At 37.9% G+C, this 25,608-nt stretch carries 21 protein-coding genes; 16 read left to right on the top strand and 5 right to left on the bottom strand.

All coding sequences use genetic code 11. The features are described 5' to 3' along the window. The first annotated feature begins 1 nt into the window (after nucleotide 1). From clpB to TP70_RS06595, 4 genes are all read left to right on the top strand, one after another. Nucleotides 2-2,614 carry an ATP-dependent chaperone ClpB gene (gene clpB / locus TP70_RS06610; protein ID WP_044360493.1) on the top strand — a complete coding sequence of 871 codons (2,613 nt, stop codon included), beginning with the start codon at nucleotides 2-4 and terminating at the stop codon, nucleotides 2,612-2,614. Nucleotides 2,615-2,875: 261 nt separating this feature from the next. After that, nucleotides 2,876-4,912: a DUF1430 domain-containing protein gene (locus TP70_RS06605; RefSeq protein WP_044360492.1), complete on the top strand. Its 2,037-nt coding sequence runs from the start codon at nucleotides 2,876-2,878 to the stop codon at nucleotides 4,910-4,912. Beyond that, on the top strand, nucleotides 4,905-5,528 hold the full coding sequence (locus TP70_RS06600; RefSeq protein ID WP_044360491.1) for an ABC transporter ATP-binding protein: 624 nt from the start codon (nucleotides 4,905-4,907) through the stop codon (nucleotides 5,526-5,528). The genes TP70_RS06605 and TP70_RS06600 overlap by 8 nt, the downstream gene beginning before the upstream one ends. Before the next feature lie 163 nt (nucleotides 5,529-5,691). Beyond that, nucleotides 5,692-6,585, top strand: a complete 894-nt coding sequence (locus TP70_RS06595) for a 5'-nucleotidase, lipoprotein e(P4) family (RefSeq protein WP_044360490.1) — start codon at nucleotides 5,692-5,694, stop codon at nucleotides 6,583-6,585. Nucleotides 6,586-6,658: 73 nt separating this feature from the next. Here TP70_RS06595 and TP70_RS06590 read toward each other — a convergent pair whose 3' ends face one another. After that, nucleotides 6,659-6,853, bottom strand: a complete 195-nt coding sequence (locus TP70_RS06590) for a DUF2929 family protein (protein WP_044360489.1) — start codon at nucleotides 6,851-6,853, stop codon at nucleotides 6,659-6,661. Nucleotides 6,854-7,001: 148 nt separating this feature from the next. On the opposite strand from TP70_RS06590, the gene TP70_RS06585 reads away from it, so the two are divergent. Then, nucleotides 7,002-7,943 carry a beta-ketoacyl-ACP synthase III gene (locus tag TP70_RS06585; protein ID WP_044360488.1) on the top strand — a complete coding sequence of 314 codons (942 nt, stop codon included), beginning with the start codon at nucleotides 7,002-7,004 and terminating at the stop codon, nucleotides 7,941-7,943. A gap of 16 nt (nucleotides 7,944-7,959) precedes the next feature. Further along, entirely contained in the window at nucleotides 7,960-9,201 is a 1,242-nt protein-coding gene (gene fabF, locus TP70_RS06580) for a beta-ketoacyl-ACP synthase II (protein ID WP_044360487.1), read from the top strand. A gap of 51 nt (nucleotides 9,202-9,252) precedes the next feature. On the opposite strand, the gene TP70_RS06575 is transcribed toward fabF, so the two are convergent. Next, on the bottom strand, nucleotides 9,253-9,630 hold the full coding sequence (locus tag TP70_RS06575; RefSeq protein WP_044360486.1) for a DUF3899 domain-containing protein: 378 nt from the start codon (nucleotides 9,628-9,630) through the stop codon (nucleotides 9,253-9,255). 240 nt (nucleotides 9,631-9,870) lie between these two features. On the opposite strand from TP70_RS06575, the gene opp3b reads away from it, so the two are divergent. The 6 genes from opp3b to TP70_RS06545 all read left to right on the top strand — a co-directional run bounded on the left by opp3b (nucleotide 9,871) and on the right by TP70_RS06545 (nucleotide 16,379). Next, nucleotides 9,871-10,797 (top strand): oligopeptide ABC transporter permease, encoded by a 927-nt coding sequence (opp3b, locus tag TP70_RS06570; RefSeq protein ID WP_044360485.1) that lies wholly within the window; start codon nucleotides 9,871-9,873, stop codon nucleotides 10,795-10,797. Then, on the top strand, nucleotides 10,797-11,858 hold the full coding sequence (gene opp3C, locus TP70_RS06565) for an oligopeptide ABC transporter permease (RefSeq protein WP_044360484.1): 1,062 nt from the start codon (nucleotides 10,797-10,799) through the stop codon (nucleotides 11,856-11,858). Before opp3b ends, opp3C begins: the two co-directional genes overlap by 1 nt. Before the next feature lie 150 nt (nucleotides 11,859-12,008). Continuing rightward, the gene (locus tag TP70_RS06560) at nucleotides 12,009-13,082 is read left to right on the top strand and encodes an ABC transporter ATP-binding protein (protein WP_044360483.1); all 1,074 of its coding nucleotides are present in this window, start codon (nucleotides 12,009-12,011) and stop codon (nucleotides 13,080-13,082) included. Then, nucleotides 13,083-14,024: an ABC transporter ATP-binding protein gene (locus TP70_RS06555; protein WP_044360482.1), complete on the top strand. Its 942-nt coding sequence runs from the start codon at nucleotides 13,083-13,085 to the stop codon at nucleotides 14,022-14,024. A 22-nt stretch (nucleotides 14,025-14,046) separates the two neighbouring features. Further along, nucleotides 14,047-15,711 (top strand): peptide ABC transporter substrate-binding protein, encoded by a 1,665-nt coding sequence (locus TP70_RS06550; protein WP_240627023.1) that lies wholly within the window; start codon nucleotides 14,047-14,049, stop codon nucleotides 15,709-15,711. A 116-nt stretch (nucleotides 15,712-15,827) separates the two neighbouring features. Next, nucleotides 15,828-16,379 (top strand): DUF4256 domain-containing protein, encoded by a 552-nt coding sequence (locus TP70_RS06545; RefSeq protein ID WP_044360480.1) that lies wholly within the window; start codon nucleotides 15,828-15,830, stop codon nucleotides 16,377-16,379. A gap of 64 nt (nucleotides 16,380-16,443) precedes the next feature. Here TP70_RS06545 and trpS read toward each other — a convergent pair whose 3' ends face one another. Next, the gene (gene trpS, locus TP70_RS06540; protein WP_044360478.1) at nucleotides 16,444-17,436 is read right to left on the bottom strand and encodes a tryptophan--tRNA ligase; all 993 of its coding nucleotides are present in this window, start codon (nucleotides 17,434-17,436) and stop codon (nucleotides 16,444-16,446) included. Nucleotides 17,437-17,752: 316 nt separating this feature from the next. Between trpS and spxA the strand changes: the two genes are divergently transcribed. The 4 genes from spxA to pepF all read left to right on the top strand — a co-directional run bounded on the left by spxA (nucleotide 17,753) and on the right by pepF (nucleotide 22,099). Further along, nucleotides 17,753-18,148 (top strand): transcriptional regulator SpxA, encoded by a 396-nt coding sequence (gene spxA, locus TP70_RS06535; RefSeq protein WP_044360477.1) that lies wholly within the window; start codon nucleotides 17,753-17,755, stop codon nucleotides 18,146-18,148. 279 nt (nucleotides 18,149-18,427) lie between these two features. Next, nucleotides 18,428-19,129 (top strand): adaptor protein MecA, encoded by a 702-nt coding sequence (mecA, locus tag TP70_RS06530; RefSeq protein WP_044360475.1) that lies wholly within the window; start codon nucleotides 18,428-18,430, stop codon nucleotides 19,127-19,129. 125 nt (nucleotides 19,130-19,254) lie between these two features. Then, nucleotides 19,255-20,211: a competence protein CoiA gene (locus TP70_RS06525; protein WP_044360473.1), complete on the top strand. Its 957-nt coding sequence runs from the start codon at nucleotides 19,255-19,257 to the stop codon at nucleotides 20,209-20,211. A 76-nt stretch (nucleotides 20,212-20,287) separates the two neighbouring features. Then, nucleotides 20,288-22,099: an oligoendopeptidase F gene (gene pepF, locus TP70_RS06520; RefSeq protein ID WP_044360471.1), complete on the top strand. Its 1,812-nt coding sequence runs from the start codon at nucleotides 20,288-20,290 to the stop codon at nucleotides 22,097-22,099. A 328-nt stretch (nucleotides 22,100-22,427) separates the two neighbouring features. On the opposite strand, the gene TP70_RS13045 is transcribed toward pepF, so the two are convergent. Together TP70_RS13045 and TP70_RS06510 are read right to left on the bottom strand one after the other, a co-directional pair. Then, nucleotides 22,428-24,305, bottom strand: coding sequence for an LPXTG cell wall anchor domain-containing protein (locus TP70_RS13045; protein WP_459348702.1), 1,878 nt, complete (start codon nucleotides 24,303-24,305; stop codon nucleotides 22,428-22,430). 219 nt (nucleotides 24,306-24,524) lie between these two features. Then, complete coding sequence (locus tag TP70_RS06510) at nucleotides 24,525-25,490, bottom strand: YSIRK-type signal peptide-containing protein (protein WP_156962264.1); 966 nt, start codon at nucleotides 25,488-25,490, stop codon at nucleotides 24,525-24,527. Nucleotides 25,491-25,608: the final 118 nt, after the last annotated feature.

Genomic DNA, 25,608 nt, shown 5'->3' with positions numbered 1-25,608 from the left:
TTTGGATATTAATCAGATGACGCATTCTATTCAAGGTGCTTTACAAAAAGCAATAGAAGCTACACAAACTTATAAATTAACGAACATAGAAGTTGAAGCCGTGCTAAAAGCGGTACTTGAAACACCGGATAGTTTATTTAAAACAATTTTAGAACGTGCAGAAGTAGATACGAATGCACTCGCAAAAGCATACGATAAAAAGCTGACACAATATCCGAAAGTGTCAGGTGAAAATGTGCAGTACGGACAATATTTATCACCGAAAACAAACACATTATTTAACAAAGCAGAACATTATATGAAAGAATATGATGACCAGTTTATTTCAATGGAACATATCTTACGTGCCGCAATGGACGTAGACGATACAACGGCATCATTCGTAAAGTATAAAGAACAAGTGATTGAAGAAATTATTAAAAAAGTAAGAGGAGGAAACCATGTGACAACTCAAAATCCTGAAGTAAATTATGAAGCATTATCAAAATACGGTCGAGATTTAGTCGAAGAAGTACGTAAAGGAAACATGGATCCAGTCATTGGACGTGACGAAGAAATTCGCAACACGATTCGCATTTTAAGCCGTAAAACTAAAAACAACCCAGTACTAATCGGGGAACCAGGTGTCGGTAAAACAGCGATAGTTGAAGGCTTAGCACAACGTATCGTGAAAAAAGATGTACCTGATTCATTACTCGACAAAACTGTATTTGAACTTGACTTAAGCGCATTAGTAGCCGGGGCAAAATACCGCGGTGAATTTGAAGAGCGCCTTAAAGCCGTGTTAAAAGAAGTAAAAGATTCAAATGGTCGTATTTTATTATTTATAGATGAAATTCATATGTTAGTAGGTGCCGGTAAAACAGACGGTGCAATGGACGCAGGTAACATGTTAAAACCAATGTTAGCACGTGGTGAACTGCACTGCATCGGTGCGACAACATTAAATGAATATCGTGAATATATTGAGAAAGACTCTGCATTAGAACGTCGTTTCCAAAAAGTGAACGTCAAAGAACCAAGCATTGACGATACCATTTCAATTTTGCGTGGTTTGAAAGAACGTTATGAAGTCCATCACGGTGTACGCATTCAAGACCGTGCGTTAGTAGCAGCAGCAGAGTTATCCGATCGCTACATTACAGATCGTTTCCTACCAGACAAAGCGATTGACCTTGTAGACCAAGCGTCGGCAACGATTCGTACGGAAATGGGTTCAAACCCAACAGAATTAGACCAAGCAAACCGACGTGTGATGCAGCTTGAAATTGAAGAAAATGCGTTGAAAAAAGAATCTGACGAAGCAAGCCGCGTACGTCTTCAAGAGCTACAAGAAGAACTTGCAGAAGAAAAAGAAAAACAAGCACAGCTACAAGCACGTGTCGAACAAGAAAAAGAAAAAATTGCGAAAGTCCAAGAAAAACGTGCAGAATTAGATGAAAGTCGTAAAGCATTGGAAGACGCTGAAAACAACTATGACCTTGAAACAGCAGCAGTCTTACAACACGGTAAAATACCACAACTTGAAAAAGAATTAAAAGAATTAGAAGCCGCTTTCCAAGAAACACAAGGCGAAGAGAGTGACCACATTATTCGTGAAGTTGTGACAGACGAAGAAATCGGTGAAATTGTCAGCCAATGGACAGGCATTCCAGTGTCGAAACTTGTCGAAACAGAAAGAGAAAAACTATTGAACTTGGCAGATATTTTACATCAGAGAGTCGTTGGTCAAGACCGTGCTGTCGACCTTGTATCTGATGCAGTCGTTCGTGCAAGAGCAGGCATTAAAGACCCGAACCGTCCAATCGGCTCATTCTTATTTCTAGGCCCAACAGGAGTCGGTAAAACAGAACTTGCGAAATCATTAGCGTCAACATTATTCGATTCTGAAAAACATATGATTCGCATTGATATGAGTGAGTATATGGAGAAACATGCTGTATCACGACTTATCGGTGCACCTCCAGGCTATGTAGGACATGATGAAGGCGGTCAATTAACAGAAGCGGTTAGACGTAATCCATACTCTGTTATTTTGTTAGATGAAGTCGAAAAAGCACATACAGATGTCTTCAACGTCTTATTACAAATTTTAGACGAAGGTCGTTTAACAGATTCAAAAGGACGTAGCGTCGACTTTAAAAATACAATCATCATTATGACAAGCAACATCGGTTCTCAAATCTTGCTTGAAAATGTAAAAAATGAAGGTGTGATCACTGAAGAAACTGAAAAAGCAGTGATGCAAAGTTTAAATGCTTACTTCAAACCAGAAATTTTAAACCGTATGGATGACATTGTTTTATTCCGTCCACTCTCTGTGGATGACATGCAAATGATTATCGATAAAATTTTAACAAACTTAAACATGCGATTAATGGATCAACGTATCACATTAGACTTAACAGACGAAGCGAAAAAATGGATGGGCGAAACAGCCTATGAACCAGAATATGGTGCACGTCCATTGAAACGTTTTGTACAACGTCATGTTGAAACACCATTGGCACGTTTGATGATTAAAGATAACTTACCAGAAGGCACACACGTGCATGGTTATTTACAAGATAGTACCATTCAATTTGATATTGAGAAACTAACTGAAACAGAATAATAGTAAAAAGGCGTATGCGTAAGTCGTGTACGTCTTTTTTACTTTTTTGATAAAGTAAATATTTATTACGAAAATTTCAATAGTATATTTGTAATTTTTAAACACTAATAACTATTTAGTGGTATAAATGTTATATAAATATTTTTTTAAACTTATATTTTAACTTGACTTTAAAATTGAAATAAATATACAATCTCTTTAGAAAGCGCTTTCTAAAAGTTTTTTGTATTAAAAAATACTTCAATTCGGAGGAAAGTTATTTTGAAAAAGATTATTCTTTTTTTGTGCGTGGCGATTTCGTTAACATTAAGTTTAATAGTGATAGACTCAGCCAAGTCATTATCTTTTTATAGTCATGTTGAGAAAGACAGTCAAAAGATTAACTTTTATTTTGATACTGTACCTAAAAAACACGATAAAGAGGCATGGTCCTATTTTACATATCTCTCAAAGAAATACAATGTCGAAATAACAAAAGTTACATATGTCAATGATTATAAAATATTGCTTAATACTACAGACAATCAGTTAAAGAAAGAAGCAGACAAAAATAAAAATTTAAATATCTTTGATAGTGGACTTGATATTAAAGTTTTTTCTTTGAATAAGTCAAACCTTTCTATAGAGGGAATCTATTATTTAAAAGGGAATGAAAAAGATGTCCAGCAGGTAATTACGCTCATAAATCAAGATGTGGGTTTAACAGACGTTATGAATGCTTCATTTTTGGATGTTTTGTCCTTAGATTTATTCAGTATATCTTTAACGGTGTTTTTAATCCTACTGCTATTCGCTGTCTTGTTGCATGATTTATTGAATCAAAAAGAACAATTAAAGATTCTCTATGATTTAGGATATCGAAAAGCTCAAATTATAAAATTTGTAATTCAAAATTTATCTAAATATATATGGGTATATGCTTTAGCTACTATTATATTAACACTTTTAGTTTATATCATAATATACAAAGACGCATATATTCATATCGCATTATTAATTATCATATTGATAGAGACGCTATTACTTGTATTGTTGTATAGCTTTATCACGATAATCGTGCAGTTATTTGTGATGCGTTACGCTAAAAATGGTCGTAGTTATAGTAAATATATGTTAATAGCTATGTATATGGTAATTTCAGTAATTGCGATTGTATTGGTTACAATCTCAACGACGCAAATTATTTCTAATGATAAAGACTATCAAAAACAAAAAATATCTATAAAACACTGGAATTTTACTAAAGACCATTATGGAACAATCGTTCATCACGTAGGTCAATTAAAGAGTGATGATATTGACAAAGCAGTCAATATTAAAATGAAGTCTTATTTTTTAAGTGATGAAAATAACGGTTTTATTGTAGATATGGAAAATTTTATTAATGATGGTCACTACTTATATGAATATAATGAAGAAAAAAATGCCGACATTGAACCAGATGGAAAAACAGTAATCATTGATGAAAATTATCTAAGAAAGCATCCTAAGAAAACGATTCAAGGTGATAATGTTATAGAGCATTTAAAGAAAGACAGCAAAATTCAAAATATACTCGTTCCTGTAAAGTTCAAACAATACAAAAAAGATATTATAGAAAACTTTAAAGAAAACTTTACTTTTCATAAAAATATAGGGCATAAGCGGAAAGATATTGATCCATCTCTGGATATCAATATTATATGGGTAAAAAACGATGTTGACTACTTCACATATAATGCTGAGATTGGTGGTACTAAAAATACAATCTTAGCGCCTATTGCTATTGTTGAAACAGGCAATATTGATCCGCTAAATTATCAACATTATTTTTCAACGGCTTATTATTTTAAAAGTCATTTAGATGATCCATATGAGACAATACATGAGGGTTTGAAGAAACACAAACTTGATGGCGTGATTCAAAGTGCATATGCCGTTTACGATACGAAGGTAGATATTGTAAAAGAATTGAAAGCAGAAATATACAAATACACAGGGTTGGCTTTGTTAACAAGTATTACGTTCATTATTACAACGTTAACGTTTATTCAAATTTACTTTAAGTCATATCAGTTCCAAATTTTTCTCAAACGTTCATTGGGCTACAGTTACTGGTCGATTCACAAGTGGATGTTGTTGTTCCTAGTCATGTTGCATGTATTGATGGGATCACTACTATTAACAAGTCACAACATCATTGCGATTTCGGTTTTTGCGTCGATTACATTGATAGAAGCTTTATCTGTGGCATTTACGTTTATAAAATTGAATCGTGAAAATGTCAATCTCGTGTTAAAGGGGAAGAAAGATGATTAATTTACAAAATATTAATAAATCGTTCGGTAATAAGCGCATTTTAGAAAATTTTGATTTGACGATTGAACAAGGTGATTTTGTCGTTATTCATGGTGCGAGTGGGAAAGGGAAATCGACGTTGCTCAATATTATCGGTTTGTTGGAAAATCCGGACTCAGGCACGATTACGTTTAAAGGACAAACGATTCATAAAGAAAAAGATAAGCTGTCCTTCAAACGAGATGATATTGCGTATGTGTATCAACATTATGGGTTATTGGAAAATGAGTCGATTTTAAAAAATTTAACATTGCCTTTGAATGTGGATAAAAAAGATCAAGCACGTATTCAAGACGTAATGGCACGTGTAGGATTAGCCGATATGCCATTAAAAACAAAAGTTTATACGTGTAGTGGTGGTGAGCAACAGCGACTCGCGATTGCACGTGCGATTTTGAAACAGCCGAGTGTGATTATTGCGGATGAGCCAACAGGTAATTTGGATGATCATAATAGTGACACGATTATTTCATTGTTCAAAGAGTTGAATGCGTCGGGTGTGACGGTTGTATTAGCGACGCATGAACCTGCCTATTTTGACATTGGTAATAAAGAAATTAATTTAAATGACGTTTAACATACATTACGCTCAAAAGTTAGAAATGGTACTAATTTTTGGGCGTTTTTTTACAAAATTTATTACACGAAAGTCATTCAATATAATTATGTTATAATAACAAACGAGCAATGAATATAAAATTATTAATTGCTAAAAACAAATACATATAAGGGTGATGCACATGAATCCATGGACAAAAACGTCAGCGGTATTATTGGCATTAGGGGTTGCGACAACATCTGTGCCACAAAATGCTTTGGCTGGCAATGATGTACCGCAACAGGAAGTGACACAACAATCGACAGATGATGCTGCAATGGCACAATTAGCGGCACAAAATATGATGAGTGTTGCTTGGTATCAAAATTCTGCTGAAGCGAAGGCGCTGTATGCACAAGGTTATAATGCAGCGAAGGAAGCGTTAGATGAGCATATTCAAAAGCATAAAGGTGGCAAGAAAATTGCTATTGCTTTGGATATTGATGAAACAGTACTTGATAACTCACCGTATCAAGCATATAGCACGTTAAATGGGACGTCATTCCCAGAAGGTTGGCATGAGTGGGTACAAACAGCACAGGCCAAACCGGTGTATGGTGCAAAAGATTTCTTAACATATGCGGATCAACATGATGTAGAGATTTTCTATGTATCAGATCGTTCGCATGAACAAGATCTCAATGCGACGGTAAAAAATCTGAAAAAAGAAGGTTTACCTCAAGCGAATAAAGCACATGTCTTATTGAAAAAAGAAGGGGAGCATGGCAAGTCAGAACGCAGAGATCATATTAGAATGAACTATCGTCTTGTTCAGTTGTTTGGTGATAATCTGTTAGACTTTGATGAGCCAAAAGCGGCGACGGCTGAAGCACGCGACACTTTTGTGAAACAACACGAAGATGACTTCGGTAGCAAATATATTATCTTCCCAAATCCAATGTATGGTAGTTGGGAAGCGACGTTATATGACAATGATTACAGTATAAGTCCAGAACAAAAATTACAGCTACGTGAATCGTCAGTAACTTATTTTGATCCGGCGACAAAACAGTTAAAGCAACATGATATGCAATAAATAAATTTTGTATGTGCATATAAAATAAAGCCATTGCGTCGTTTTGAGCGTCGCAATGGCTTATTTAATCATGTTAATGTGATTCGCTTGATTGATGCGTTGTTGATGATCCGACTGCATCTAAAATTAAGATAATGACGAAAAGAATAGCAGCTAATGCGATAGGTGTCACAAGGTTAAGTGGGCCACCGCCTTGCAAACTATTCAATACGAAGTTCACCATCTCAAATAATAAAACAGCCCAGACAAACGTAATAATATACTTCATGTTGTTACGCCTCCAATTTCGCTGATAGTTTCATTATAAAACGCTTTTATACAATTGTATAGTGTAACAAAGTGTATGACTTGTCAATTTTTAGTACCTTGTGTTAAATTAATACCTGGTATTAAAAAATTAAAGAAGGTGTTCCACCATGAATGTAGGAATTAAAGGATTTGGCGCTTATGTCCCAGAACGTGTTGTAGATAACAGCTATTTTGAAGCATATCTCGATACGTCAGACGAATGGATTTCACAAATGACGGGAATTAAAGAACGTCGCTGGGCGGATAAAAATCAAGATACATCTCATCTTGCATACGAAGCGAGTGTGAGAGCAATTGAAGATGCGGGTATCAAACCGGAAGACGTGGATATGGTTATCGTTGCGACTTCAACTGGGGATCATCGTTTTCCAACGGTTGCGAATATGTTACAAGAGCGTTTAGGCTTAACGAAAGTTGCGTCTATGGACCAATTAGCAGCATGTACAGGCTTTATGTATGGCATTGTGACTGCGAGAGCGTTTATACTATCAGGAGATTATAAAAATATTTTAGTCGTCGGTGCGGATAAACTCTCAAAAATTACGGATTTGAACGACCGTGGTACAGCGATTTTATTCGGTGATGGTGCGGGCGCAGCTATTATTGGCGAAGTGTCCGGCAACCGTGGTATTCTAAGTTATGAAGTCGGTTCGGATGGTATTGGTGGCAAATATTTATACCAAGAACAAGAAACAGACTTAATCCGTATGAATGGACGCGAAGTATTTAAATTTGCGGTACGTGTGATGGGAGATTCATCGACACGTGTTGTGGAAAAGGCTGGTTTGACGCCAGATGATGTGGATATGTTTATTCCTCATCAAGCGAATATTCGTATTATGGAGTCAGCACGTCAACGCCTCGGCTTGCCGAAAGAAAAAATGAGTGTCTCAGTAGATAAATACGGGAATACATCTGCGGCATCTATTCCTTTAAGTATTGGACAGGAACTTGAAAATGGTCGTATAAAAGATGACGATATTTTAGTACTCGTAGGATTTGGCGGTGGGCTCACTTGGGGCTCAGTCGTGATTCGATGGGGTAAATAATAGAGGAGGAAATCCAATGACAAAGAAACAACGTGTTGTAGTAACGGGATTAGGTGCATTATCACCTATTGGTAATGACGTTCCTACAATGTGGCGCAACGCATTAAACGGTGTCAATGGAATTAATGATATTACACGCATTGATACAGAACCATATCAGGTACATATTGCTGGAGAATTAAAAGATTTTGATATAGAGGAACATATTCCTAAAAAAGAAGCGCGTAAAATGGCGCGTTTTACACAATATGCGGTTGTTGCTGCACGTGAAGCAGTGGCAGATGCGAAGTTAGATATTAACGAATCAAATGCGGATCGTATCGGTGTTTGGATTGGTTCAGGTATCGGTGGTATGGAAACATTTGAAGATGCGTTTGAACAATTGAAAAAACGTGGTCCGAGACGTGTTAGTCCGTTTTTCGTACCGATGCTTATTCCGGATATGGCTTCTGGACAAGTATCAATTGATTTAGGTGCAAAAGGGCCGAATGGTTCAACAGTTACTGCATGTGCAACGGCAACGAACTCTATCGGTGAAGCGTTCAAATTTATTGAGCGTGGCGATGCCGATGCTATGATTGCTGGTGGGACGGAAGCGCCTATTACGCATATGTCGATTGCAGGCTTCAGCGCAAGTCGTGCATTATCAACGAACAACGATGTTGAAACGGCATGTCGTCCATTCCAAGAAGGTCGTGATGGCTTTGTAATGGGTGAAGGATCAGGTGTGATTGTGCTTGAGTCTTTAGAATCAGCACAAGCACGTGGTGCACACATTTATGCTGAAGTTGTTGGCTATGCGTCATCAGGTGATGCACATCATATTACAGCACCAGCACCAGAAGGAGAAGGCGGTGCACGTGCGATGAAAGCAGCGTTGGATGATGCGAACATTTCGCCAGAAGACGTACAATATTTGAATGCGCACGGTACAAGTACGCCAGTCGGTGATTTATTTGAAATTCAAGCGATTAAAAAGACGTTTGGCGATGCTGCAAAATCATTGAAAATCAGCTCTACAAAGTCTATGACAGGACACTTATTAGGTGCGACTGGTGGGATTGAAGCCATTTTCTCTGTATTATCTATTCGTGATGGTAAAATTGCGCCGACGATTCATGCGCATACACCAGACCCTGAGATTGATTTAGATATTACACCGAATGAAGCGGTTGACCATGACATTACCTATGCGATGAGTAATAGTTTAGGTTTTGGTGGTCACAACGCAGTATTAGTATTTAAAAAATATGAATAAACGATATAACAAAAGCCCGTACTCAGTTAAAAGTGCGGGCTTTTGTTGTGCCTATAGTAAAAAGGCGAGAATGATTGATAGGACAAAATAGCCGGTGTTAACAAGCAATGCAGGCTTAATCCACGGTTGGACAACGTATTGTTCACGTTTCGGTGATTTTGGATTGTAAAAGTCATCTTCTTCATACATTTGGCGATTCTTTTTACGCATCAGTTGATAGCGGAATTTACGAAAACCGTAACTCGTCACGTCAAAAATACCTTCTTGTATGAGTAGCAAAGTAAACAGAAAGATGCTGATAATCAGTGATAACGAAAAAAATGTATTAATCAAATAATGCCAAGTATGTGCCCCAGTGAGCCACAATATTAAAGTAGCAACAGGTGTAATTAAAATGTATAGTAGTGTATTAAAATTCAAAAACTTCATGTTTATCTCCTTGTACGTATGTATTATTTTGTAGTTTAACTATTTGTAATCATCATTAATTTGAAATTTTTATCAGAAAACTTTAATAGCTTAGAACATGATTATTATAGCATTTTTTACAGTTGAATAAATTTATAGTTCAAAAACATATTGATTATAAAAATGCAAAAGTCTATAATGGCATTAATATTTCTGAAAATTTAGAAGGGAATGTTAATTGAACAGAGGGGGAGAATACATATGCTTAAATATACGCTTAAGCGGTTGGTGTATATGGTGATTTCGCTATTCATTATTATTACAATCACCTTTTTCTTAATGAAGTTAATGCCCGGATCACCATTCAACGATGAAAAATTGAGTGAAGATCAAAAAATCATGTTGAATGAGAAATACGGCTTGAATGATCCGTTACCTGTGCAATATGCAAATTACATGAAGAACGTCGTATCGGGAGACTTTGGGAACTCGTTCCAATATGACGGTCAACCTGTATGGGAACTCATTCAACCACGACTCGTTCCATCATTTCAAATGGGCTTATTTGCGATGGCGATTGGTGTTGTGCTCGGTGTGATATTAGGTGTTGCCGCAGCGACAAGGCAAAACACCTGGGTCGACTATTTAGCGACACTTATATCGGTTATTGCCATTTCAGTGCCATCATTCGTATTGGCAGTCTTACTACAATATGTTTTCGCAGTGAAGTTGCAATGGTTTCCAGTTGCTGGTTGGGAAGGTATTTCAACGGCAATCTTGCCATCGTTGGCATTGTCAGCCGTCGTTTTAGCAACAGTTGCACGATACATTCGAGCTGAAATGATCGAAGTGTTGAGTTCAGATTATATTTTATTGGCGCGAGCAAAGGGGAACTCAACTTATGCGGTGTTATTCAAACACGCACTACGCAATGCATTGATTCCAGTTGTTACAATTCTTGTACCAATGCTAGCGAGTATTTTAACAGGGACACTGACGATTGAAAATATTTTCGGTGTGCCAGGACTTGGGGATCAATTCGTACGCTCGATTACAACGAATGATTTCTCTGTGATTATGGCGATTACGTTGCTATTTAGTACATTGTTCATCGTATCCATTTTTATAGTGGACGTATTATACGGCTTGATTGATCCACGTATTCGTGTACAAGGGGGTAAAAAATAATGACGAAAGACTTACATCATTTACCAAAAGACGATCCGTCAAGCGCAACAATGGCGCAAACGACGGGTGTCATGCACGAAGACTTTGTACGAACAGGTGAACCGGATCTTAATCAACAAGCGTTACAACGTGAAGGTCGCACGTTCTGGCAAGACGCATGGACGCAGTTGACACATAATAAATTAGCTGTTGTAGGGATGATTGGACTGATTATTATTTTACTTTTTGCTTTAATTGGTCCGATGTTAAACAGTCACGGTTTTGCAGAACAAGATGTGGAACGTCGTAACTTACCACCAAAAGTGGCAGTGCTTGATAAGATACCATTTTTACCGTTTGACGGTTCAGGTGTCGACGGCAATGCTTATGAACAAGCAAATGTGAAAGAAAACTTCTGGTTCGGAACGGATCAACTCGGACGTGACTTATGGACACGTACATGGCAAGGGGCACAAGTCTCATTGTTTATCGGTTTCGTTGCAGCCGTGTTGGATATTTTTATCGGTGTGATTTACGGTGCAATTTCCGGTTATTTCGGCGGGCGTGTTGATGATATTATGCAACGTATTATTGAAATTATTTCATCTATTCCAACTTTAATTGTGGTTATCTTATTCGTTTTAATTTTTGAACCATCGATTTGGACGATTATTTTGGCGATGACTATTACCGGCTGGATTGGCATGAGTCGTGTCGTACGTGGAGAATTTTTAAAATTGAAAAATCAAGAGTTTGTACTTGCTTCACGTACACTTGGAACATCAGATTTAAAGTTAATATTTAAGCATATCTTACCGAATACACTAGGTGCGATTATCGTAACATCTATGTTTACTGTACCGAATGCGATTTTCTTCGAGGCATTTTTAAGCTTTATCGGTATCGGTGTACCAGCACCGCAAACATCACTCGGTTCACTTGTTAATGAAGGGCGAGCGATGTTACTTATCCACCCACATGAATTGTTTATTCCAGCAGTCGTGCTAAGTTTATTAATTTTATTCTTCTATCTATTTAGCGATGGTCTGCGCGATGCATTTGACCCTAAGATGCGTAAATAAAGGAACATTTATAAACGAGGTTGTGAAAGGAGCACTTAGAATTTAAGCAGAAACCAAGCAGTGCGCAAAATTGTTTTTCAAATTTTGCTGAATTGCGAAGTGCTAATGAAAATTCTGCTCCTCGAACACTGATAAAAGGAGGAAGGTACCATGACTGAACATATTTTAGAAGTGAAGGACCTGCATGTTTCCTTTGATATTACGGCAGGGGAAGTGCAAGCAGTGCGTGGTGTAGATTTTTATTTAAATAAAGGGGAAACACTGGCGATTGTAGGAGAATCTGGTTCGGGAAAGTCTGTCACAACGAAGGCAATCACAAAGCTTTTCCAAGGACCGACTGGACGAATTAAAAAAGGACAAATTATTTTCGATGGCGAAGATTTGACGCAAAAGCCTGAAAAAGAATTGATGAAGTTGCGTGGGAAAGAAATTTCGATGATTTTCCAAGATCCGATGACGTCGTTGAATCCAACGATGAAGATTGGTAAACAAGTGATGGAGCCAATTATTAAACATATCGGGTTGAGTAAAGCAGAGGCGAAAAAGCGTGCAATTGAGTTGTTGAAATTGGTTGGGTTAAAAAATGTGGAAGAACGTTTCAATGCATATCCACACCAATTTTCAGGTGGACAACGTCAGCGTATCGTTATCGCTTTAGCGTTAGCATGTGAGCCGAAGATTTTAATTGCGGATGAACCGACGACAGCGCTAGACATAACGATGCAAGCGCAAATTTTAGATTTGATGAAAGAGTTACAACAAAAAATTGATACCGCGATTATTTTTATTACACACGACCTAGGTGTTGTTGCGAATGTAGCGGATCGTGTGGCAGTGATGTATGGTGGTCAGATGATTGAAACGGGTAATGTCGATGAGATTTTCTATGACCCACGTCATCCATATACATGGGGCTTGTTATCTTCTATGCCTGACTTGGAAACGGAAGGCGATACAGAGTTGTTAGCCATTCCTGGGACGCCACCTGACTTAGTGCATCCGCCGAAAGGAGACGCTTTTGCGCCACGAAGTAATTATGCGTTGGCGATTGACTTTAAAGAAGCACCACCATGGTTTGGTGTGTCACCAACACATTATGTGCGTTCTTGGTTACTAGATGCGCGTGCGCCGCATGTTGAGCCACCAGAAATTGTGAAGCGTAAGCAGCGTCATATGCCGCATAATTTCGACAAACCAGAACGTGTAGAAAGGGTGTCGTTTTAAATGGGAAACAGGGAGAAACTGGTAGAAGTACAAAATTTAAAACAATATTTTAATGCAGGTAAAGCGAATGAAGTACGCGCGATTAATGATATTTCGTTCAGCATTTATAAAGGGGAAACATTCGGACTCGTTGGCGAATCAGGTTCAGGTAAATCGACGACGGGGAAAGCCATTATCAAATTAAATGATGTGACAGATGGCAAGGTGCTATACGAAGGGGTTAACATACAAGAAATTAAAAACCGTAAAGAATTATTGAAGTTTAATAAAAAGATTCAAATGATTTTCCAAGATCCGTACGCGTCACTCAATCCACGATTAAAAGTAATGGACATTGTCGCAGAAGGGATTGACATTCATGGACTTGCGAAAGATCGTCGTGATCGCAAAAAGCGTGTATACGACTTGTTAGAAACAGTCGGCTTACGTAAAAGTCATGCCAACCGTTACCCACATGAATTTTCAGGCGGTCAACGTCAACGTATCGGTATTGCGCGTGCTTTAGCGGTAGAACCGGAATTTATTATTGCGGATGAACCGATTTCTGCACTCGATGTATCGATTCAAGCACAAGTCGTGAATTTAATGCAAAAATTAAAGCGAGAACGCAATATTACATTTTTATTTATTGCACATGATTTATCCATGGTTAAGTACATATCAGATCGTATTGCGGTCATGCATTTAGGACGTATTGTCGAGATTGGGACAGCAGATCACATTTATAACAACCCTGTGCATCCATATACGCAATCATTATTATCAGCTGTACCGCAACCGGATCCGGATTCAGAGCGTACACGTAAAAGGATTACGTACACACATGATGCGAGTCAAAACGATGCGCGTTCATTACAAGAAGTGGCACCAGATCATTATGTGTTTGCGACAGATGAAGAGTTAGTACAGTTTCAAGCGGCATACAACAAGAACCATGCTTAAATTTGTGAAAGGGGAATGTCAAGTGAAGACTAGGAGAACATTGAAATTATTCACGCCAATCTTGGCAGCTGCACTCGTCTTATCGGCATGTGGCAGTGGCGAAGGGGTTTATGATGATAAAGGGCAAGTCTTTCGTAAAGTAATTCCACAAGACATGTCGTCATTAGATACGGCGAAAGTCACGGACACAGTAAGTTTTGATAAGTTCAATCAAGTGTATGAAGGCTTGTACGTGTTGGATGGCAATGATAAAGCACAACCTGGCGTTGCGAAAGGGGAACCGAAAATATCTGAAGATGGCAAAACGTGGACAGTTCAATTGCGAGATAATGCGAAATGGTCGAACGGCGATCCAGTAACGGCACACGACTTTGTTTTCGCATGGCAACGTGTTGTCGATCCAGATACCGCATCAGAATATGCGTACATTATGTATGATTTGAAAAATGCCGAAGAAATTAATGCTGGTGAGAAGAAACCAGAAACACTCGGCGTGAAAGCGTTAGACGATAAAACATTACAATTTGAATTAACGAAGCCACTTCCGTATTATAAAGAAATGTTAGCGTTCGGTACGTTTTTACCTCAAAATGAAAAAGTTGTTAAAAAGCATGGTGAGCGTTATGGTACAAAAGCGGACAAGGCTGTTTACAATGGGCCATTTACAGTGAAAGAATGGGCTGTAGAAGACAAAATTCTATTAGAGAAAAATGACAAATATTGGGATAAAGATGTTGTGAAGTTAGACAAGGTTAATTACAAAATCTTAAAAGACGGACAAGCAGGTGCATCTTTGTATGATACGAATTCAGTCGATGATACATTAATTGCATCAGAGCAAGTTGAAAAGTATAAAGATAGTCCGGCATTGAAGAAACGTTTATTAGCGTCGACTTTTTACTTGAAGTTAAACCAAGGCACAGTGCCTGCATTTAAAAATAAAGATATGCGTTTAGCCTTGGCAAAAGCCGTTAATAAGAAATCGTATGTTGATTCTGTATTGAACAATGGTTCGGCACCAAGTGATGGCTTTACATCAAAAGGAACAGCGAAAGCACCAGACGATTCAGACTTTGCGGATCAAATTGATTCACCGCTCGTGTACAATCCTGAAGAAGCGAAAGCACATTATGAAAAAGCAAAACAAGCTTTAGGTGAAGATTCGTTTACGTTTAAGTTAAACACGGAAGATACACCAGCATCTAAAATTTCAGCTGAATTTATTAAAGCACAAATTGAAGAAAATTTACCGGGTGTAACGATTAAAATTCAACAGTTACCGTTTAAACAACGTATTGCACGTGAACAAAGCGAAAACTATGATATTTCACTCTCTGGTTGGGGACCTGACTATCCAGACCCATTGACGTTTTTAAATATTATGACGACGGGGAATTCATCAAACAACACAGGTTGGGGCAATAAAGCGTTTGACCAAATGTTGAAAGACGCGAATGGTCCGTTACTCCAAAAAGAACAAGAACGTAATCAAACGTTGATTGATGCGGAAACACTTTTATTAAATGACGCACCGATTGCGCCAATTTATCAAAAAGGGGAAGCGCATTTAACGAATCCGCAAGTGAAAAACTTGCAGTATCATAATATTGGTGGCGATACGACGTTGAAATACACGTATATCGACAAGAGTATTGATCGCGAAACGGGTAAAAAGAAAGAGAAATAACGTAATAGAGTTGGAGAACTAAGTGTTTCAAGCACTTGGTCTCCAGCTCTTTTTTCATTCGCTAAATGGGATAAATCTTGTTATGATGAATGCACCAAAGATAAAGGAGTAGATGTATGGCAACTTTAACGCAAGAACAAAAAGAGACGTTGATTGCAACGTTAAAGGCAAGATTTGAAAAATATCCAGAACGACATGAAGACATCACTTGGGAAGCTGTTGAACAGACGTTACAAGCAGCATCAGATGATAAGCTGTGGACTTTAAATGAAATGGAACGTACGGAAGGTGAGCCGGATGTTATCGGTACGGAAGATGGGGCGTATCTATTTGTAGACTGTTCAGCTGAAAGTCCAAAAGGGCGTAGAAGTGTTTGTTATGATCAAGCGGCATTAGAATCGCGTAAAAAGCATAAGCCGGAAACGAGTGCGATTGCGTTGGCTGAAGCGATGGGGATTACGTTATTAACAGAAGCGCAATATCGTCATTTACAAACGCTAGGCACGTTTGATAAGAAAACATCGAGTTGGATTGTAACGCCTGACAATATTCGTGACTTAGGTGGTGCGTTGTTCTGTGACTATCGTTACGGCACTGTGTTCACGTATCATAACGGTGCAGAGTCGTATTATGCGGCAAGAGGTTTTCGAGGAATGCTTAAAATTTAATCGCATGCAAAAGAGAGGAAATCCGTCGCACCGTGACAGATGTCCTCTCTTTTTGCTTTATAGATTATTTATTTTTACGTCCTAAGCCCATCGCTTTTTCCATTTTTTTCAATGTTTTAAATGAGGCGCGCTGTGCTTTATCGCGACCTTCATCTAAAATGGCATCTAGGCGTTCAGATTCATAGAAATGATTGAACTTTTCTTGGAAGTCGATTAAGAATTTTTCAACGATGTCAGCAAGGTCACCTTTGAAAGCGCCATAGCCTTGACCTTCATATTGCGCTTCTAAATCAGCAATCGGTGTGTCTGTTAAGCTTGAGTAAATTGTAAGCAAGTTTGAAATACCCGGTTTGTTTTCTTTATCGTATTTAATAATACCGTCTGAGTCTGTCACTGCACTTTTAATTTTTTTAGCAGCAAGACGTGGTTCATCTAGTAATGAAATAAAGTTCTTTTGGTTATCATCACTCTTACTCATTTTCTTCGTCGGATCTTGCAAGCTCATGACACGACCACCGACTTTAGGCATATGCACATCTGGTTTAACAAGAACATCATTGTAACGACTGTTGAAACGGTCAACAAGGTTACGTGTTAACTCGATATGTTGTTTTTGGTCATCGCCCACTGGCACGATGTCTGTGTTATATAAAACAATGTCCGCAGCCATCAATGGTGGGTATGTGAGTAAGCCTGCTGGAATACCGTCATTTTGTTTTTGCGCTTTGTCTTTGAACTGTGTCATACGCTCCAGTTCGCCAACAGATGAGATAGTTGTCAGCATCCAACCTGCTTGTACGTGTGCAGGAACTTCAGATTGAATGAACAATGTAACTTTCTCTGGGTTTAAACCTGATGCAAGATAAATGGCAGCAAGTTTACGCGTTTGTTCACGTAACTTGAGACGATCTTGTGGCACTGTAATCGCATGTTGGTCTACAATGCAGAAATAACATTGATAGTCGTCTTGAATATCAGCGAATTGTTTAAGCGCACCGATATAGTTACCGATTGTTGGGATACCACTTGGCTGGATACCGGAAAATAAAGTTTTCATAAATATAATGCCTACTTTCTGTCATGGATATTCTTTTTCCTATTATAACAGTATTTTATTTGTTTGTAATTTGTGATAAGCTATAAATACCAATTGATTAGACAAGTTTATACGACTAAAGTCTGATTATTTGAATAAAAATTTTTTAATTGTTGTTTTCTCATTTAATTTTAATGTTGGGCACATATAATATAATCATAACGTTAGAAGACAAGGGCTTAAGATTTTTTAACGTATTGACCTTATATTGTGCAGTCAATAGATGAAACGTTAAAACTAAATGAATTTAATTCATTAAACTAGGAGAGTGAGATGTATGGTAACATTATTTACTTCACCAAGTTGCACATCTTGCCGTAAAGCGAAAGCATGGTTACAAGAACATGACATTCCGTATACGGAGCGAAATATTTTCTCTGAGCATTTAACATTAGATGAAATCAAAGAGATACTTAAAATGACTGAAGATGGAACAGATGAGATTATCTCAACACGTTCTAAAACATATCAAAAGTTGAACGTTGATATCGATTCATTACCACTTCAAGACTTATACACAATCATCCAAGACAACCCAGGAATCTTACGTCGTCCAATCATCCTAGACGAGAAAAGATTACAAGTTGGGTACAACGAAGATGAGATTCGCCGTTTCCTACCACGCAAAGTGCGTACGTTCCAATTACTTGAAGCACAACGTATGGTAGATTAACTCAATTTTTAAGACACTTTTTTAATTTAAATACTCCACTATTCATGGTAGATTGCGTCCGTGAATAGACCCGAAACAGTGCGTCGCATGCGTGCTGTTTTTTGTTATATTTTTTACCTTGTTGTACGCAAGCAATATCATTTCGATTTGCATGCAATATGTTATAATGTGGGTAACAAAAGTAACATAGCATTTGAAAAGAAACAAAAAAATTGTATTTATGAAGATGATTTCATACAATGAGATTACGATTCATCAACTGTAAGGGAGTGTGATGATATGAGAATAGAACGTATTGATGATATGACAGTGAAACTATTTATCACATACTCAGATATTGAAGCACGTGGTTTCAGACGCGAAGATTTGTGGACGAACCGTAAACGTGGCGAAGAATTTTTCTGGTCTGTGATGGAAGAAGTCAACGAAGAAGAAGACTTTGTTGCAGAAGGGCCTTTATGGATTCAAGTGCATGCATTTGAAAAAGGTGTAGAAGTAACGATTTCAAAATCTAAAAACGATCCAGAGATGGGCATGTCAGATGATATAAACGCTTTTGATGAAATAGACAATCATTTAAGCGACCTATTGTCACAATCATTCAGAGACAATGAAGCAACTGAAGATAAAAGCACGACGAAAAATAAAACATCACAAAAGAGCGTATCAAGTGGTCATGTGCCACTCACACAAACAGCTATCTTTAAGTTTGATGATTTAGAATCAGTGATTGCGTATGCACATCGCAACGATCAACAATTGACGAACTTTGAAGACTTACTATATATGTTAGACGAACAATACTATTATGTGGTGCATTTTGATACACGTGTCACAGAAGATGAGATTCATGACTTTTATAGTCAAATGTTAGAGTTTGCGTCAATGAGTGATAAGACGGAACTATATCTCAACGACTACGGTAAAATTGTGATGAGTTATAATGTGACAGAACAAGTCAAACGTTATTTTGCATTATAAATGATTAAGATAAGAACGCACATTGCTGACTTTATTAAGTTGGGTGATGTGCTTTTTTGCGTTGTTATAGATGAGAGAGAAGTAATGAGGTGTGATGGTACGTGTTATAAGTTGAGGTGATTGTTATGCTAACAGCTTATAACGAGCAGCAGGAACGTGTTTTAGCACAACATGCTGAGAAAGCGACGTGTTATTTTTGTCCAGTATGTCATGAACGAATGATTTTGAAAAAGGGGTGTCGCAACATAGCACATTTTGCACATCCACGTCAAAGTACGCATCAAGGTGTTGGAGAGAGTGCGTTACATCATCGACTTAAGTTACGTTTGTTTCACATGTTATCTATACAATATCCAAATGTTCAATTAGAGCCGTATTTATCCGAGATTCAACAAATTCCAGATATTGTTGTAGGTCAGTATGCGATTGAGATTCAGTTAAGCGCAATCCCTGTTCAACAGATGATCAAACGGACAGAAGGATTAGCGCAGGTAGGTTATCACGTTATATGGCTATCACTATTGCCGAAATATCGTCGAGGTGTCTACTATTTCAACCAACTGCAACAGGCGTGTATTGCGCCTGACCGACACGTCATGTATGCGATTCATCCAACGAATTGTCGTTTATATCGTTTGAGCAATGTCATGAGTATCACAGCGCGTCAGTTTGTGGCAGATTGTGCACGACTAGATGATACACAGTTGCTGACAGATTATGAGACAGACCTGCCAGTAGTTACGACAGTTCGTAAACTTTCAACGGTACGTATCCTGCAATATTTAAGGCATTGTCGCCATAAAGATACCGTGCATGAGCCGACATTGTCGATCATATATCGTATGCAGTTGACGGAAACACAAGTCATTCAGTACACGGGTTATATTTTCCCAGAACAAATATATGTGACGACGCATCCGGTTTTATGGCAGCTGAAAGTATTCGAGGCATTGACGTATCAACGAGATCCATATACTGCACTACAAAGGTGTATCAAGTTGCGTTATTTTGCGACAGGTGGGGTGTCTCGACAACAACTGATCAAACAATTAGTTGAACGTTATAAAAAAATTTTAAAATGATAAGTCTATCATGTGCTTTTTTTAACCGAAAATGAGAAAATAGTATTAATTATCTCATAATTTAAGGAGGAAAAGTATGACAAATCAAAGAACACGAGAAGAACAAGAGCAAAAGTTTCCAAACCACACATGGGATTTAACGACAATTTTTAAAGATGATGCAGCTTGGGAAGCGGCATTTGATAAAGTAGCAAGCCGTATTGGTGAAGAGGAACAATTTAAAGGGCATTTAGGCGACAGTGCTGAGACGTTGTACGCTGCCTTGCAATTACAAGATGAGATCGAAGCAGATTTAGAATCTGTATACGTTTATGCACATTTGAAGCAGGACCAAGATACAGGGAATGCACATTATACAGGTTTAGAGTCACGCGCACATCAATTGATCATTCGTTTCAGTTCGGCGTGGAGCTTTTTAGTGCCTGAATTGCTACAAATTGATGAGGCGAAGATTCAATCATTTTTAGAGGAACATGACGGCTTGAAACATTACGCTTTCGCATTAGAAATGATTAACCATCAACGTCCACACGTATTAGATGCGGACAAAGAAAAGTTATTGACGGAAGCACAAGATGCGTTATCAACACCACGCAATGTTTTCAGTATGTTTGACAATGCGGATTTAACATTTGAGGACGTGATGGATAAAGACGGTAATAAGCACCCGTTAACACAAGGGACGTTTATTAAGTATTTAGAGTCAGACGATCGTCAATTACGTCAATCTGCCTATGAGAACGTTTATAAGGCGTATGGTGCGTACAACAATACGTTAAGTGCGACATTGGCAGGGGAAGTGAAGAAACACGTTTTCAACGCACGCTCACACAACTACAAAACAGCACGTGAACAAGCATTGAGTAATAACTACATACCTGAAGCGGTATATGATAACTTAGTTAAAACAGTGCATCAATATTTACCGTTATTGCACAGATATACAGAACTACGTAAAAAATTACTCGGTATTGATGACTTGAAAATGTATGATATGTATACGCCACTTGTAAAAGATATTCAATTCGATATGCCGTATGAAGAAGCAGTTGAATGGATGTTAAAAGGTTTAGCGCCTATGGGTGAGACGTACTTGAATGTATTAAAAGAAGGCTTAGACAATGGCTGGGTTGACGTGTATGAAAATAAAGGTAAACGTTCAGGTGCTTATTCTTCAGGTGCACATCAAACGAATCCGTTTATTTTGTTGAACTGGTCAGATACGGTGTCAGATTTATTTACACTTGTACATGAGTTTGGTCATTCGGCACATAGCTATTTCAGTCGTCAAAATCAATCATCAACGTATAGTGGTTATTCAATTTTCGTAGCGGAAGTCGCGTCAACGTGTAACGAAGCGTTATTAAGTCATTATATGGAACAACATTTAGATGATAAGCGTCGTTTATTGTTGTTGAACCAAGAATTAGAACGTTTCAGAGCGACGTTATTCCGTCAAACAATGTTTGCAGAATTTGAACATAAAATTCACGAGATTGAAGAAGCGGGCGAGCCGTTAACAGCACAACGTATGAATGAAGAATATGCGGCATTGAATCGTTTATACTTTGGCGATGTTGTTGAAACAGATGAACATATCAGCAAAGAATGGTCACGCATTCCACATTTCTATATGAATTACTATGTATATCAATATGCGACAGGTTATAGTGCGGCACAAAGTTTAAGCCATCAAATTTTAACGGAAGGCGAACCGGCCGTAGAAAGATACATTAATGAATTCTTGAAAAAAGGTAGCTCAAACTACCCAATTGAGTTGTTGAAAAATGCGGGTGTCGATATGACAACACCACAACCAATTGAAGATGCATTACACGTATTTGAACAAAAATTAGACGCTTTTGAAGCGCTAATGAATCGTTTATAAAATGAATTCGTTTACAATATGACGAATTTGTGAAAAAGTTAATTTTTGCAAGTTAAAGGGTTGAAACCTATGATTCAGCATGATATATTATGTGCATGAAATTAATCACATAACAAACATACCCCTTTGTTTGAAGTGAAAAATTTCTCCCATCCCCTTTGTTTAGCGCCGTGTTAGAGCACGGCGTTTTTTTTATGCCTTTTTTTAGATTTTCCTAACAGACAACCGATTATGGAATATATAAGTGAATAAACAGAAGCACAGAAAGAGAGGCAATCAACGAAATGACTGCCTCTCTATTTTACGGGAGTATATGAATGTAATAGGATTATTTTTCGTCTTGTTTTCTACGACGTTGTCCAACTAAGAATAGTGAGCCAAGCGCTGCAAATAATGAGCCAATCAATGTGCCATTATTTGTTGCATTACCTGTGTCTGGTAAACCTTTGCCAGGGTGTCCTTCACCGTGGTTACCTGGTTTATCACCATTTGAGTTATCGTCTGAATCTTTGCCAGTATCAGAGTCACTGTCCGAGTCCGAATCGCTATCAGAGTCTGAGTCACTATCAGAGTCAGAGTCGCTGTCCGAGTCCGAATCGCTATCAGAGTCCGAATCACTATCAGAGTCTGAATCGCTGTCAGAGTCTGAGTCGCTATCGGCATCTGAGTCGCTGTCCGAGTCCGAATCGCTATCAGAGTCCGAATCGCTATCAGAGTCCGAATCGCTATCAGAGTCTGAGTCACTATCAGAGTCCGAATCACTGTCTGCATCCGAGTCGCTGTCCGAGTCTGAATCGCTGTCAGAGTCCGAGTCGCTGTCAGAGTCCGAATCACTGTCAGAATCAGAATCGCTATCGGCATCTGAGTCACTGTCAGAATCCGAGTCGCTATCGGCATCTGAGTCACTGTCAGAATCAGAATCGCTGTCAGAATCAGAATCGCTATCAGAGTCAGAATCACTATCAGAGTCAGAATCACTATCAGAATCCGAGTCGCTATCAGAGTCCGAGTCGCTATCCGCATCAGAATCGCTATCAGAATCAGAATCGCTATCAGAGTCAGAATCACTGTCTGCATCAGAATCGCTGTCCGAGTCACTGTCCGCATCAGAATCACTATCTGCATCCGAGTCGCTGTCAGAATCCGAGTCACTGTCAGAGTCAGAATCACTATCAGAGTCGGAATCGCTATCAGAGTCAGAATCACTATCAGAATCAGAGTCGCTATCTGCGTCGGAGTCACTGTCCGAGTCGCTATCCGCATCGGAGTCACTATCTGCGTCAGAATCACTGTCAGAATCCGAGTCGCTGTCAGAATCCGAATCGCTGTCAGAGTCCGAGTCACTGTCGCTGTCGGCATCTGAATCACTATCTGCATCCGAGTCGCTATCTGCATCTGAATCACTATCTGCATCCGAGTCGCTATCGGCGTCAGAATCACTATCCGCATCCGAGTCGCTGTCCGCATCTGAGTCACTATCTGCATCAGAATCTGCGTCAGAATCGCTTTCATCTGGATCAGGGAAGTCTGGTTGTTCAGGTAATTCAGGATTTACTTCAAATTCTTCTTCAATATGGGCGCGTACATAACCGATATCTACTAAATTATCTATTGGACCTCTAAATGATGTATTCTCTTTTTTGTAATATGGCAACATCATTCGAGCACCTAAATCAATTTTATTAAAAGGATTGTCGCCAATAGCAGCATCAGCTATATTATGAGTCATAGTTATAATATAGCTGCTCTCAAAGTCTGATAATACCAATTCTATATCACCAAGCGAAGCATCTCTATGATTATATGAATATGTTCCATTTTCTAAGTCAATTTGGCTATCCTTTATAACTTCATCTGTTACATCTTCTAGTTGATTAGATAATTCTGTAATGCTGTTATTTGATATAGTTTTTGCTTTAGGTAATTTATAAACTGTTAAACTACTTAATGCATCTTTGTCAATTAATACTGATGAACGTGAATGAACTCTTGCATTTGGATCTATATCGTTTGGGTCATTTGTAGGATAGCTATAATGATCTGGATTACCATTAGAGATTAACACATTAAAAGATTTACCTTTTATGTCTAGATCAACGATACTGTTGTTATTATCTACCTTTAAGTTAAGAGCGTCCGGATTTACTTGTAAAAAACTTTTAACTTTTTTATTATCAGGATCATATTCATCTAACACCATTCTCATACCTGCTTTGTCTAAATAGGTTTGCGAATACCCATTCCAAGAAGTATTGTTATATGAATATAAACTTTCTTCATATTGAATAGTTACATCATATGAAATAGATTTAGTTCCAATTATATGTGTCAATTTTTTGAAGGCCATTTTCAGTGACTTTATTACGGTCTACATAGTCTTTGCCATTAAAAATCATACTAAATGAGCCTAAATCTTTAATTGTATCTAAAAATTGATACGTAATTTTTTTGTTTGGTTATCGAAATTGACTGCGCGTGCAACTTCAACTTTTGGGTCTGACTCAAGGTAAAATGAGGGAAGTTGTACTTTGACGTTATTGGCATAGTTGCCATTTAAGTCTGTAAGACTGTCGTGTTGAAATGTGAAATAGTCTCCAGCTTTAGCATTAGATACTTTTGCTTTTACTTCGTATTCTGAAGGCTTTAATCCTTTATTTGATCTACTTGCTTCATAATCAGAACCATCATATAACTCATTTTCACCAAGAAACTTACTTAATTCATTTAAGTAATCTTTCTTAGAAGCTGAAGGGTTTTCTTTATAATAGTTGAGTTTGAAATTCTCTATAGCATCATGTACTTTTTTTTGGTTACCATAATCCACGACATCTTCAATTTTGTTGTCTTTCACGTTAATTGAAACATCAGAGATTTTGTTATCTACATTGTTTTTCAACTCAGGTTGTTGTGTCGCTTTTGTCGTATTTTCTGTTGTTGATGCATTGTTTGATGTAGTTTGAGTAGGCTCGTTTGCGGGTGTATTTGCTTCAGTAGTAGTTTTTTCAGGTGTTGTTTCTTCAGCTACAAGTTGTGCTTCTTTTGGTGTTGTCTCTGCGACAGCTGGTTGTGGTGCTTCAGCTTCTGTTGTTTCAGCAGGTTGCTCTGGAGTTTCTGCTGGTACTTCATCAGATGTTTCTTCTGCTACATTTTCATTAGCTACTGCTGTGTTTTCAGTTGGAGCTGGCTGTTCGTCAGCGGTTGCGACATTTTCAGTATTTTGAACCGTAGTTTCAGGAGCTGGTTCAGTTACTTCTGATGCCTCTGCTGTTTGTGATACACCTAAGAATAGTAAAGTTGTCAACAGGGCAGAACCTGTACCATACGACAACTTACGAATACTAAATACTTGCTGCTTGCGGTCATACTTCTTGTATTGTTGATAATTTTTCATACTCACTATCCTTCCTCTTTGTTATTAAGCATTTGTTTTGTCTAATTCTCATTTAACAATAAATATATTATCGAATGTACATTGTTTTTTTTTTTTTTTTTTTGAAATAATATTTAAA

Origin of the sequence: Staphylococcus microti (genome assembly GCF_000934465.1) — a bacterium.
GTDB lineage: Bacteria > Bacillota > Bacilli > Staphylococcales > Staphylococcaceae > Staphylococcus > Staphylococcus microti.
This window is presented reverse-complemented; position numbering and strand designations above follow the sequence as displayed.

Coding starts and splice junctions, on each gene's coding strand:
- TP70_RS06600 (WP_044360491.1), top strand. CDS start 4,905: ATGATTAATTTACAAAATATTAATAAATCGTTCGGTAATAAGCGCATT.
- TP70_RS06595 (WP_044360490.1), top strand. CDS start 5,692: ATGAATCCATGGACAAAAACGTCAGCGGTATTATTGGCATTAGGGGTT.
- TP70_RS06590 (WP_044360489.1), bottom strand. CDS start 6,853: ATGAAGTATATTATTACGTTTGTCTGGGCTGTTTTATTATTTGAGATG.
- TP70_RS06585 (WP_044360488.1), top strand. CDS start 7,002: ATGAATGTAGGAATTAAAGGATTTGGCGCTTATGTCCCAGAACGTGTT.
- fabF (WP_044360487.1), top strand. CDS start 7,960: ATGACAAAGAAACAACGTGTTGTAGTAACGGGATTAGGTGCATTATCA.
- TP70_RS06575 (WP_044360486.1), bottom strand. CDS start 9,630: ATGAAGTTTTTGAATTTTAATACACTACTATACATTTTAATTACACCT.
- opp3b (WP_044360485.1), top strand. CDS start 9,871: ATGCTTAAATATACGCTTAAGCGGTTGGTGTATATGGTGATTTCGCTA.
- opp3C (WP_044360484.1), top strand. CDS start 10,797: ATGACGAAAGACTTACATCATTTACCAAAAGACGATCCGTCAAGCGCA.
- TP70_RS06560 (WP_044360483.1), top strand. CDS start 12,009: ATGACTGAACATATTTTAGAAGTGAAGGACCTGCATGTTTCCTTTGAT.
- TP70_RS06555 (WP_044360482.1), top strand. CDS start 13,083: ATGGGAAACAGGGAGAAACTGGTAGAAGTACAAAATTTAAAACAATAT.
- TP70_RS06545 (WP_044360480.1), top strand. CDS start 15,828: ATGGCAACTTTAACGCAAGAACAAAAAGAGACGTTGATTGCAACGTTA.
- trpS (WP_044360478.1), bottom strand. CDS start 17,436: ATGAAAACTTTATTTTCCGGTATCCAGCCAAGTGGTATCCCAACAATC.
- spxA (WP_044360477.1), top strand. CDS start 17,753: ATGGTAACATTATTTACTTCACCAAGTTGCACATCTTGCCGTAAAGCG.
- mecA (WP_044360475.1), top strand. CDS start 18,428: ATGAGAATAGAACGTATTGATGATATGACAGTGAAACTATTTATCACA.
- TP70_RS06525 (WP_044360473.1), top strand. CDS start 19,255: ATGCTAACAGCTTATAACGAGCAGCAGGAACGTGTTTTAGCACAACAT.
- pepF (WP_044360471.1), top strand. CDS start 20,288: ATGACAAATCAAAGAACACGAGAAGAACAAGAGCAAAAGTTTCCAAAC.
- TP70_RS13045 (WP_459348702.1), bottom strand. CDS start 24,305: ATGAGAATGGTGTTAGATGAATATGATCCTGATAATAAAAAAGTTAAA.
- TP70_RS06510 (WP_156962264.1), bottom strand. CDS start 25,490: ATGAAAAATTATCAACAATACAAGAAGTATGACCGCAAGCAGCAAGTA.